The sequence below is a fragment of the Pseudomonas viridiflava genome (assembly GCF_001642795.1).
Classification (GTDB): Bacteria; Pseudomonadota; Gammaproteobacteria; order Pseudomonadales; family Pseudomonadaceae; genus Aquipseudomonas; species Aquipseudomonas viridiflava.
This window is the reverse complement of record NZ_LKEH01000020.1, coordinates 63,122-74,146: the sequence shown is the minus strand read 5'-3', so window position 1 is coordinate 74,146 and position 11,025 is coordinate 63,122. Positions and strand designations below refer to the sequence as shown.

The following is an 11,025-nucleotide window of genomic DNA, read 5'->3' as shown; positions in this document are numbered from 1 at the left end:
TGCGCCACATTCAAGAGCGGACGCGGAGCGTCCTGGGAGGCATTCCCACGCGGAGCGTAGGAACGATCAGCTTGATCTCAAGCACGCCGATCATGCCCATGCTTGTGCTCAGCGTTATACCCGAGTCTTGCCGCCTCCCACGGGGTATGCATTCAGTCAGTCACGTTCGTTTGGCCCCGTTTTGCGCGTCTTCCGGACTTGTGTATAACGATGAGCGCAGAGTGGGGAACGATCATCAAGTCCGGCTCGACACTGATCGTGCCCATCCACGGTCAGAAAAGCGTACTTGCGGTGTTTCATGAGTGAACAGCCATAACCGATTTCCTGACCGTTCGTCACTCCGGGATCATGTCAAAGACTGCGCAATATCCCTTTAATGACGCAGATCATGTCTTTCGCCGCTTGAACGCCTACAGTGAATCGTTTTTTCTAACTTTAGTTACAAATAAACACATTTGTCGCGGCAAGGTGTGATCTACGCTGCACATTGCCGAGTCGATAGAGGCTGGCGTATAAAGAGTGTCAAGGATCAAGTAAGTGGCGACAATTAATTGGCAGGCAAGGGTGTGCCTGGTTTCGGTTAATTGATTATAAATAGCGGCAGTAATCTGCTGGAGTCCGGCAGCGCTTACACAATAAGGAGATAGAAAGATGATCGCGAGTGGACTGTCTACTCTGGAACTGCGCAGTATCGTCGAAAGTGCATTTTTACCGTTGCGTTGTACCTGTACGATTGCACCGGATTATTCCATGACGGTGCAGGTCAATGACCCGGATTCAGGACGGGTTGAATTGCTGGTGACCGGTATCTCTGCGCACAGGTTGAAAAGCCTTCGCGACATATCGAATCTTGTCTCGGAACTGCGCAGCGAGTTGCGTGACGAGCCCAACCACCATGGTATCCGGCAGAAGCAATACCGTACGGCCTGATCACACCTGCGTTGGCGTGGCGTGTTCCTTGCCGCTGTCCGGTTCCGATCTGCTCAGGTCGGGCCATCCTCCTCTTGAAGCGCAGGACGACCTCATCCGGGTTCGTCCTGCTTCACGTCTCTGTTCATTTCATGCGGCCCGCACGGTCCCTTTCAGTCAATATGTCGGCGCTGGGTTTTTGTAAGTTTTACAGGACGTCATCAAGAAAATAAAAGTCGTTCACTGCGCCTTTCCGAGCGCTGTCCTGGATGTTTTTATCGGACGGAACTATGCGGTCTTTTAAAATCAGGTACTTGCGGCGGGTGAGGCTGTGTCGGATTCTGCAGTGACTTATTTGACACTTCGTGGTTTCTTTGCAACTATGATTTTAATCCGCCCGCTTCGTTGTGCTTAAACCCTCCTGATTAACGCCTCGTGTTTAAACCTCGTTCGAAGGTTTGGCGGTAGCGTGGCGCGCTGTTTTTCCAGCGGTTCCGGTGTCGAGTGGACGGCGGTCCCGATCAGTGCATGTAACAGCTCATTTTTATTGATAAAACAGCGGAGCCTTTAGCCGGGTTCTGGTGATGCTGCGCGTGCGCTGTTTTTTATTGTGTTGTGGGGTTCTCTTTTTAAAGTGTGCATGGACGCTGGTTTGTAGTGCTCGCCAGGTATTCGATCATCCAGAACTTCTGGAATGCACCAACGTTTGGCTATGACGATGGAGCATCATCATGTTTGAAAAATCCTTGGAAACAGTCTGTGGGTGTGTCGTTGGCGGGGCGGGGCTTGCCGGTATGGGGTTTCTGTTCAATGCCTTGAAAAGCGGCACGCTGGCGGAGATTGCCGCAAGTGGAATGATGGTCATCGATGCCAGCGACAGACCGGGTACCGGTGCGCTGGGACAATACCGGATCACTGCCAATTCGGTGGGAGACGTCTTCATCGATTGCCTGCGTGACCCGGCCCTGCGCGAGATTTTCGAGCCATTGGAATACTCACCGGCCTATTGGCGTATTTGTGGCCAGGCCCAAAGTGCGCCTCAGTTGTCGGATGTGGGGCAACTGATGGTCGAAGCCTCGCGACTGCTGCTGGAACACTTGATGCGCTGCTACGGGGTGAAGGTCTGGCATGGCACGACCATCACCGAAGTGATCAGCGAGGATGACGAGTTTTGCCTCAAGGTAGAGACGGAAGGCTGCGCCAGACTCGTGCGCTGCCAGACGCTCGTGCTCAACCTCGGCGGGCGTCAGGATCCGCAGCACCTGATCGACAGTCTTGCGCAACAGGGGCTTTCACTGTCACCGGCCACCAATATCCAGAGTGCCGACCGGCTGCTGCGCATGAATGCGGTTCAGCTGCGCGAAGTGTTTGCGCTGGCGCTGGCCAGCGGTAGCCGTATCACTGTTGTCGGCGGTTCGCACAGTGCCTTTTCCATGCTGGAGAACCTCGCCGATGCTCTGGAGTTCGCAGGGCTGGAAGAGCTGACGCTGATCCATCGAACCCGGATCAGGCTGTTTTACGAAAGTGCCGAGCAGGCAGAAGCTGCGGGCTATGTGTTCGACTCTCAGCTGGATGTGTGCCCGGTTTCCGGACGTGTCAATCGCTCCGGCGGGCTGCGTTACCGGGCATTGGACATCGGTCGCGAGGCGCTGAACAACGGCCGCATCGGTAAAACAGGCGTGCGTGTGCAGCTGTTGCAGACCAGAGACGGTCCCGTCGGGGCTTTCGAAAGAGCCAGGCGTGCACTGGCCGAGTCCAGTGTTGTGGTGCAGTGTTCCGGCTATCAGCCGCAACTGCCCGAGATGCGTTACGGCGACGGCAGTCTGATCACCTTGCGCGAGACCAAGGGTGGCCTGGACTCTGATCAGGCGGGCTGCCCGATGGATCAGAACGGGCGGCGGTTGAAGGGGCTTTACCTGTTTGGTCTGGGTGCCGGGCTGGGGGCTGATCCTCAGCTGGGCAGCGAGCCTTCGTTCGACGGCCGAATCTATGGTGTCTGGCAGTTTCATCATGATGCCAGTCGTGTGGTGATTCAGGCCGTCACGGCGCGATTGCAACAAAAGGCCTCTGCCGTCGATACTTCATGTCTGGCCGGGTTCCTGCAGCTGGAACCGCGTTTTCAGGCCTGATGGCAGGCGGGGTGTGGGGCAATGTCCCTGAACCAGGGTGCTCGAACGCCGCCAGCGTTCTGTAGAACAGCACAACCAGGAGATCCAGGGCCATGCGTATCTTGATCGTTGGGGCAGGGGCCGTCGGTGGCTATTTCGGTGGCCGACTGTTGGAGGCCGGGCGTCAGGTGTCCTTTCTGGTCCGGCCGGGCCGGGCGGAAGAGCTGGATCGTGACGGACTTGTGGTGCGAAGTCCGCAGGGAAACTTTCAGTACCCGTCGCCTCCTTACGTGCTTGCCAACCGGCTTGCCGACCCTTTCGACCTGATCCTGCTCAGTTGCAAGGCTTTCGATCTGGACGCCGCAATGGACGCCTTCGAGCCTGCAGTGGGGCCGGAGACGTTGATCCTTTCGCTGCTCAACGGCATGGCCCACCTTGATCGCCTGACCAAGCGCTTCGGCAAGGACGCTGTGCTGGGCGGGCAGTGTCTGATTTCCGTAGACCGCGACTCGACCGGTGCGATTCTGCACCTGAACGAGATGCACCAATTATCATTCGGCGAACTGAGCGGCGCGTTGACCCCGCGTATTCTAAGGGTTGCCGAAGCCCTGGCCGATGCGGGTTTCGAAGCCAACCTGAGTCAGCACATTGTGCAGGCCATGTGGGACAAATGGTGTTTCATCGCCACGCTGGCGGCGATCACTGCAAGCATGCGCGCATCGATCGGCGATGTGCTGGACGCAGGTGGAGAGGGTTTGATCCTGAAAGCACTGTCCGAATGCGCGGCGATTGCGCTGGCTGCCGGATACCCCCCGGATGCAAAGGTTCGTCAGCGTCAGCTTGAGTTGCTGACGGCACGCGGCTCGACACTCACGGCCTCGATGATGAGGGACATCGAACGGGGTACACCCACAGAGGTCGAACAGATTCTGGGCGATATGCTGATCCGGCGTAACGCGCTGGGTGTCGCTTCGAATGAACTGTCGGTGCTGGACGTTGCCTGCACTCATGTCAGGGCGTACGAAGCACGCCGTATTCGGGAACAGCCGTGAGGTCTGAAATCGTCACGGTTACCCCTGCATTCAAGTAGTCATTTGGAGGTGCTACTCATGCCAGTCAAACACGATTTGTTCGCGGATTTGAGCTTGACCCGAGACGAGGTCGCCGAGCGGGGCAGGCAGGACGCGAGGCTGCAGCAATTGCTCAATGACTATGACAGCGCGGATGTTGAGGTGCTGAATGCCGAAAAAGGGTCGGCGGGCGGTATCGGTGATGACGCGTTGAGGAAACTCAAGGAAAAGCGTCTGCTGGTGAAGGACCGGATCGTCCAGCGTCTTTCCGAAATATAAACGGCTTCGCTGCCTGGATAACAGCTGGCCAGCCATGAAAACGGCCCCTCCGAGGGGCCGTTTTCAGTGCTCCATCTCACCCTCAACCGAGTCCCGGCGATGTAGGACGTTCACTGGTGAAAGACGCGCCTGTACCGTTGCCATCGTGCTCTGTCCCGGACAGGTTGCTGTAGCTGCTGGAAGTTCGCGGCGACGACGAAGATGAAGACAGAGAACCGCTTTTACCCCTCAGTTTTTCCCGTGCCTGCCTGACGATCTGTTGCTCCTTCGTCGTGACAGGCAACGCGGCACCGATCAGCGCCCCCACCGCAATACCCATGGCCGCCAGCGTCAAAGGTTGTTCGTTGACCAGTTGCCGTGTACTGCTCTTCATGTGCTCACGTTTCTCCTGGAATGTAAGGTCTGCGTCCTGCCACGAGTCGGAGCTGCCGGAACGGCCCGAAAAGGTGTCGCGCACGCTGTGGGTCATGTGGGACGTCTTGTCCTTGAACGTGCTGGCCTTGTCCTTCATATGCGACACGGTTTCCTGCACCCGGGCCTTGGCGCTTCCCAGGCTGTCGCTGACCGAACCAGCCATGCTGCCAGCGTGCTCTGTGACGCTGCTCAGGACCGAAGAACCGTTGGACGAGCCGCCCGTTGCCGGACGATTGTTACCCATCATCATCCAGAGCACGCCGACGGTGGTAAGCACGGCAGGCACTGGATTGGCCTTGACGTTGTTGCCCAGATTGCCGAAAAACTCCCCGCCGTTGTCCTTCACATAGCCCAGCGCCTGATCGACCAGTTGACCGGGCGACATTTTCTTTTCCAGCGCATCGACGATGTTGCCGATGCTGGAGCGTTGCTGATCGATTTCCCGCTCCAGGGTTTCCGGGCTCTTTTTCGATTCTTCTTCAAAATGTTCTGGTGTGTCGAAGCTGCTGTCGATGCTCATGAGACTTTCCTCTGAATGGCTTCCTTGTCTTTTTGCAGGGTGCTGGTGGTGCGCTCGGGAATCAGGTTCGAAGCGTCGAGTTTTTTATTGCCCGCCTGAACCACGAAGAAGCCGATGACCAGAGCCGCAACACCGACGATCAGTGCCGCGAGCCAGGGTTCCATGACGTAGCTCAAGGCATAGACAGCGGCCATCAGGACCATGATCAGACCGCCCAGCATCAAGACGGCACCCATACCGACGGTGGTGGCTGCTTGCTTGGTCGCCTGAAGCGACTCACGGAATTCCGCCTTCACCAGCGCCATTTCCTTGGTGACCAACGCAGGCACTTCATGCGCCAACTGGCGGATCAGACTCAGCACCGACGTTTCATTTTCAGGGTTTCTGTCCTGCTGAGTATTGGGTGGGGTACTCATCACACGTCTCCTTTGGACAAGCCGGACCTGGGCGAGCCGTCACGCGTGACTTCATCGTCGAGATCATCGTTGAATTCGGTCATGGGCGGACTGTCAGGAATCCCTGTTCCCGGGCGCGCGCTGTGCACGACGTCGTTGTCGTGGGGATGCGTCGCGGCCATCTCTTCGGCGGCCAGCGCCGACGGGCTGATGGGGTCATAAGGGGCAGACGAATCGACATCCGTCAGATCACTCTGATTCGACGACCCGGATGTCGACAGATCTGATGCCGATGTGCCTGTTGTCGAGCTTCCAGGCATTGAGCTGTCAGAGAAGCTCGTGTCGGAGGTTGTGTCGTTCGAAGAGGTGGACGCTTTCAGCAGCCGCGACAGACCCAGGCCAAGAGCCACGCTGCCACTGATGAACAGGACCGGATTTTCCCGGGCAAGCCTGCCTGCATCCTGCAGCAGTTGCTCGGCGTTCTTGCTGCGCAGGTTGTCGGCGAGCCGGGTCATCGCTTGCGCCATGTCAGTGACGTACCCCGACAGGCCCAAAGTGTCATTGCTGTCAATCTGCTGCGCCGCCGACTGAGCGTTCTGCGCAAGGTTCTCTATCTGCTCTGCAGCGCTGTCGCGGTACTGCTCGAAGTGTTCGCCTCCCTGTCGGGCGACATTTTCTGTTTTGCCATGTGCGTTGCGCTGATCGTCATCCTGCAGTCCGTGCAGGTGATCCTGGCTGCTCGTGCTGCCGGTATGGGCATTGCCGCTCATGGAAGTTTCGTTGGTAGTCACCATCATCATTCACCGTTTTCTGTCCCCAGATAAAGAGAATGCTCGGCTCACTGCATACTACGGGCTGGCATTGATGTGCTTGCTTGCAGAGAGTCGACCGGTGTTTTTTTGGCGATGTTCCGAGAGGGTGACAAATGGTCGTGCCGCCGCGGGCAGAAAAAGGAAAGGCATAAAAAACGGCGTCATGAGAGACGCCGTACGGCTGATGACCCGCCACGAGGGCAGATCAGCATTGAATAAGGGGGTGTGGCGAGGGAATTATTGTGGGTCCTGGTTTGGAGCCAGTTCTGCCTGAATGCGTTTGTAGATCTCTTCACGGTGTACAGACACATTTTTGGGTGCGTTGATGCCCAGCCGGACCTGAAGCCCTTGAACGCCAAGAATCGTCACGGTGATCTCGTCACCGATATTTATGCTTTCGCCAACTTTGCGAGTGAGTATCAACATAATCTTTTCCTTGATGGCCTCTTGAAAATGCCTCTCTCAAGAGGCTGGCGTTTGCCTTTGCGTGGTGATTGTTGCCGAGTGCATCCAAATGCATCCGTCATAAGACGTTGCGGTGGTGAATTTAATTCCCTCGGTTCATTTTCTTGTCATCGGGATTTGCATCCACGGTACGACGAGTGCGCCAATTCTGCCCGTTTTGGCCTGAGAATGCCCGTATTTACTGGTGCAACTTAAAAAGTAACGTGATCAGGCGCACAAATCGGGTTTGCCATGACTGTGCTGGAGGCGATTGAGCGGCCTGATCCCGCGTTGTTCCTAAGCGTAGGCATGACTTTGAAACATTGCCTGAGCTTTCCGAAAATTCAACTGAAAGCGTTGTAGGCGCTCGTAGGAAACAGCTTTCAGACAGGTTTCGCAGACGCGCATCGAATCGCTCTGTCATGTTGTCGGCAGCAAAGGCGGGTTATGTAGGGACGTGAGGCAGGAAACGGTATCGAGGGTGCAGGCGGGAAAAACCAGAAGGGTAGAGAGGTGATGCTTTACATCTTCGCGGGCCTGCCGGCCCGCGAAGGTATTGGACGTTTTAAGCTTAAAGCGCCATGGACAGCAACATGATGAAGATCAGGCCAACGACCGACAGGATGGTTTCCATCACCGTCCAGGTCTTGAAGGTTTCGGCTACGGTCATGTTGAAGTACTGCTTGACCAGCCAGAAGCCTGCGTCGTTCACGTGCGACAGGATCAGCGAACCCGCACCCGTGGCCAGCACCAGCAATTCGCGGTTCACGCCCGGGATCAGGCCCACGACCGGCGCCACGATGCCTGCACCGGTGATGGTGGCGACAGTCGCCGAACCGGTTGCGACACGGATCACCGCAGCCACCAGCCAGGCCAGCATGATCGGGTTGATCTGCGCCTGTACCGCCATGTGGCCGATCACGTCACCCACGCCGCTGGCGACGAGCATCTGCTTGAAGCCACCGCCAGCACCGACGATCAGCACGATGGCGGCGACCGGGGCCAGGCTCTGGTCCAGCAGTTTCATGATCTTGGTACGGTCGAAACCGCGTGCGGCACCGAAGGTGTAGAACGCCAGCAGCAAGGCCGCGAGCAGGGCAGTGATCGGGTGACCGATCAGGTCCATCCAGATGCGGAACATGTTGCCTTCCGGCAACGCAACGTCAGCGAAGGTCTTGAGCAGCATCAGGAACACGGGCAGCAGGATCGTCACCAGCGTGATGCCGAAGCCTGGCAGGTTCTCGGTGCTCGATTCCTTGGCGATCTGATCCATCAATTCCTGCGACGGTGTGCCGGGAATGTATTTGGAGATCCACTTGCCGTAGATCGGGCCAGCAATGATTGCGGTCGGCAGCGCGACGATCAGGCCGTAGAAAATGGTTTTGCCGATGTCGGCACCGAAGATGCCGATGGCCAGCAGCGGACCCGGGTGCGGCGGAACCAGACCGTGCACGGCCGAGAGGCCTGCCAGCAACGGGATGCCGATCTTGACGATGGACACACCGGTGCGACGCGCAACGATGAACACCAGCGGGATCAGCAGCACGAAGCCGATTTCGAAGAACAGGGGGATGCCCACCAGAAACGCGGAAAACATCATCGCCCAGTGGACTTTCTGCTTGCCGAAGGTACGGATCAGGGTCTGCGCGATCTGATCCGCGCCACCCGAATCGGCCATCAGCTTGCCGAGCATGGTGCCCAGCCCGAGGATGATGCCGACAAAGCCCAGTACGCCGCCGAAGCCGTCCTGGAAGGATTTCATGACTTTTTCCACCGGCATCCCGGAGGTCAGGCCGAGGAAGCCAGCCGCCAGAGTCAGCGCGACGAAAGGGTGGACCTTGAATTGGGTGATCAGCAGCACAAGGCCGACGATGGTCACCAACGCATCGACTAGCAGAAACGTCTCGTGGGTCATACCGAACATGGGTGTCTCTCCGGTTATTATTCTGGGGTGCTACCAGCTACTGCCAGCGTCATCAGTGCTTCGTGTGTGCAAGACAGCGCTGTCTTTTGCACTCACGCCTTTATCAGGCGTGGGAGTCTTTCCACCAGGCTGCCGCTTGCGTGCCAATCTCTTCGATGGACTGGGTTGCATCGACCACCAGTGTCAACGGTTCGCCGTACGGAGGCTCGAGCGTTGCAAACTGGCTGTCGACCAGGCTTGCCGGCATGAAGTGCCCCGGACGGTGCGAGCAACGTTCGGCAGCGAGTTCTTTGGTCAGTTCCAGAAAAACGAAGCCCAGACCCGGAACGGCGTCGCGCAGACGCTGGCGGTAAATCAGCTTGAGGGACGAGCAGGTCAGGACAGGGTGTTCGCCACGGGCGAGCGCCGCGACCATTTCTTCACCCAGGCGGGTCAGCCAGCCGGCACGGTCGTCATCGTTGAGGGGGGTTCCGGCGCTCATCTTTTCGATGTTGGCCGGTGGGTGGAAGGCATCACCTTCGATGAGGCGACCTCCGCTCTTGAGCGCAATTTCGGCACCCACAGCACTTTTGCCGCAGCCCGATACACCCATCACCACGAGGGCAGAAATAGCAGTATTCGCAGTTGTCACAGTAGGCACCTCGTCTGGAGACAGCGCTGTCTTTGTCCGGTGGACATCTTGTCCAGCCTGAGCTGTTCCAGTTCTTGTCGTTGTTTTGGGTTCAACAATACACATCGGAGGCTGTTCTCCGTGGCGACCCGGCGCGGGCGGCAAATGTGAAACCAGCGATAAAGCGTTGTCACGGTCCATGAGACAGCGCTACCTTATGGGGCATTCGACACATTTGGCAACCCCTATGTTAGTTGGCAACGCATGATACGCATTGGTTCCCGCTCTACCGGCCGTCCGACCCTCAACGAAGTTGCCCGCCTTGCCGCGGTTTCCCCCATTACCGCATCCCGTGCATTGCGTGGCGTCACCACGGTCGCGCCGGAACTGGTGGAAAAGGTCCGCGCTGCGGCCCAGAGCCTGGGCTATGTCGCCAACCCTGCAGCGCGCGCGCTGGCCTCGTCCTGTAGCCAGACGGTCGTGGTGCTGGTGCCATCGCTGTCCAACCAGCTGTTCATCGAGACCCTTGAAGCCATTCAGGATGTGTTGCGTCCTCGAGGCCTGGATGTGGTGATCGGCAACTATCACTATTCCCCGGAAGAAGAGGAAAAGCTGCTGCGTAACCACTTGGTCAACAGGCCGAGGGGGATACTGCTCACCGGCTTTGACCGCACACCGGCTTCGCATCAGATGCTGGAAGCCAGTGGCATTCCCTGTGTGCACATGATGGAGCTGGACCCTCGTCAGGGCGCTTACAGTGTCGGCTTTTCCCAGGAACAGGCGGGCGCGCAGGCAGCGCTTCATCTGCTCGGTCGGGGACGCACGCGGCTGGCCTACATGGCGGCCCAGCTCGATACGCGCGTATTGCAGCGCGGCGCGGGCTTTCGTCAGGTTCTGGAAGACGCCGGCCTGTTCGATGCCGAACTGCAAGTCACGACCCCCTTGCCATCGTCCATTGGCCTGGGCGGCGAACTGTTCGCCCGGCTGCTGGATGAGCACCCTGATGTCGACGGCATTTTCTTCTGTAACGATGACCTGGCGCAGGGCGCGTCACTGGAGGCCTTGCGTCTCGGCGTTGCTATTCCGCAACGGGTCTCGCTGGTGGGTTTCAACGACCTCCCAGGCTCGGCACACATGGTGCCGCGCCTGACGTCCATTCGCACCCCGCGACAGGAAGTGGGCCAGCGCGCCGCGCAGGTGCTGCTGGGTTTGCTCGACGGCTTAGCCCAGCAGGCCAGGGTTGATCTCGGGTTCGAACTGGTGGTGCGCGAGAGTTCGTGATTCAGCGTTGAGCAGGTTGCTGACCAATGGTGAGCCACCTGCTTATGCCTCTCCGGTGTCGACGCCAGCCCCCGATGGCGTTGCCTTTCAACCCCGAAAAGCGCTTTTTGCCACCACTTTCAGCCCGCCTCAAACTGTCATTTCTGTCAGTACCCAACCCGTCCCGGCCAGTATTCAATGACCTGAGGTTTTTGGATCCGAGTGGCATAAGTGCAGTTGCCACATCGTTTGTTGATGGGGCCATACCTTCTTATCTTTC

General features: G+C 58.0%; 11 protein-coding genes. 5 read left to right on the top strand and 6 right to left on the bottom strand.

What is annotated here, in order from left to right; genetic code table 11:
* The first annotated feature begins 651 nt into the window (after positions 1 to 651).
* The 4 genes from AO065_RS07915 to AO065_RS07900 all read left to right on the top strand — a co-directional run bounded on the left by AO065_RS07915 (position 652) and on the right by AO065_RS07900 (position 4,366).
* Complete coding sequence (locus tag AO065_RS07915; protein ID WP_004882673.1) at positions 652 to 930, top strand: DUF1652 domain-containing protein; 279 nt, start codon at positions 652 to 654, stop codon at positions 928 to 930.
* A gap of 710 nt (positions 931 to 1,640) precedes the next feature.
* Positions 1,641 to 3,038 carry a pyridine nucleotide-disulfide oxidoreductase gene (locus AO065_RS07910; protein ID WP_032651134.1) on the top strand — a complete coding sequence of 466 codons (1,398 nt, stop codon included), beginning with the start codon at positions 1,641 to 1,643 and terminating at the stop codon, positions 3,036 to 3,038.
* 92 nt (positions 3,039 to 3,130) lie between these two features.
* Positions 3,131 to 4,069 carry a ketopantoate reductase family protein gene (locus AO065_RS07905; RefSeq protein WP_004882671.1) on the top strand — a complete coding sequence of 313 codons (939 nt, stop codon included), beginning with the start codon at positions 3,131 to 3,133 and terminating at the stop codon, positions 4,067 to 4,069.
* Between the two features lie 57 nt (positions 4,070 to 4,126).
* Positions 4,127 to 4,366 (top strand): DUF465 domain-containing protein, encoded by a 240-nt coding sequence (locus tag AO065_RS07900; RefSeq protein WP_004882670.1) that lies wholly within the window; start codon positions 4,127 to 4,129, stop codon positions 4,364 to 4,366.
* An 82-nt stretch (positions 4,367 to 4,448) separates the two neighbouring features.
* On the opposite strand, the gene AO065_RS07895 is transcribed toward AO065_RS07900, so the two are convergent.
* The 6 genes from AO065_RS07895 to AO065_RS07870 all read right to left on the bottom strand — a co-directional run bounded on the left by AO065_RS07895 (position 4,449) and on the right by AO065_RS07870 (position 9,467).
* Positions 4,449 to 5,300 (bottom strand): DUF3618 domain-containing protein, encoded by an 852-nt coding sequence (locus AO065_RS07895; protein ID WP_004882669.1) that lies wholly within the window; start codon positions 5,298 to 5,300, stop codon positions 4,449 to 4,451.
* Positions 5,297 to 5,716 (bottom strand): phage holin family protein, encoded by a 420-nt coding sequence (locus tag AO065_RS07890; RefSeq protein ID WP_004882668.1) that lies wholly within the window; start codon positions 5,714 to 5,716, stop codon positions 5,297 to 5,299. Before AO065_RS07890 ends, AO065_RS07895 begins: the two co-directional genes overlap by 4 nt.
* Positions 5,716 to 6,465 (bottom strand): hypothetical protein, encoded by a 750-nt coding sequence (locus AO065_RS07885; protein ID WP_155500413.1) that lies wholly within the window; start codon positions 6,463 to 6,465, stop codon positions 5,716 to 5,718. The genes AO065_RS07890 and AO065_RS07885 overlap by 1 nt, the downstream gene beginning before the upstream one ends.
* A 279-nt stretch (positions 6,466 to 6,744) precedes the next feature.
* A complete protein-coding gene (gene csrA, locus AO065_RS07880) occupies positions 6,745 to 6,933 on the bottom strand; it encodes a carbon storage regulator CsrA (RefSeq protein ID WP_002554157.1) in 189 nt (62 codons plus the stop codon).
* A gap of 589 nt (positions 6,934 to 7,522) precedes the next feature.
* Positions 7,523 to 8,875 carry a GntP family permease gene (locus AO065_RS07875; RefSeq protein WP_004882666.1) on the bottom strand — a complete coding sequence of 451 codons (1,353 nt, stop codon included), beginning with the start codon at positions 8,873 to 8,875 and terminating at the stop codon, positions 7,523 to 7,525.
* A gap of 103 nt (positions 8,876 to 8,978) precedes the next feature.
* Complete coding sequence (locus tag AO065_RS07870) at positions 8,979 to 9,467, bottom strand: gluconokinase (RefSeq protein ID WP_004882665.1); 489 nt, start codon at positions 9,465 to 9,467, stop codon at positions 8,979 to 8,981.
* Positions 9,468 to 9,749: 282 nt separating this feature from the next.
* On the opposite strand from AO065_RS07870, the gene gntR reads away from it, so the two are divergent.
* Positions 9,750 to 10,766, top strand: a complete 1,017-nt coding sequence (gene gntR, locus AO065_RS07865; RefSeq protein WP_004882664.1) for an HTH-type transcriptional regulator GntR — start codon at positions 9,750 to 9,752, stop codon at positions 10,764 to 10,766.
* Positions 10,767 to 11,025 lie beyond the last annotated feature (259 nt).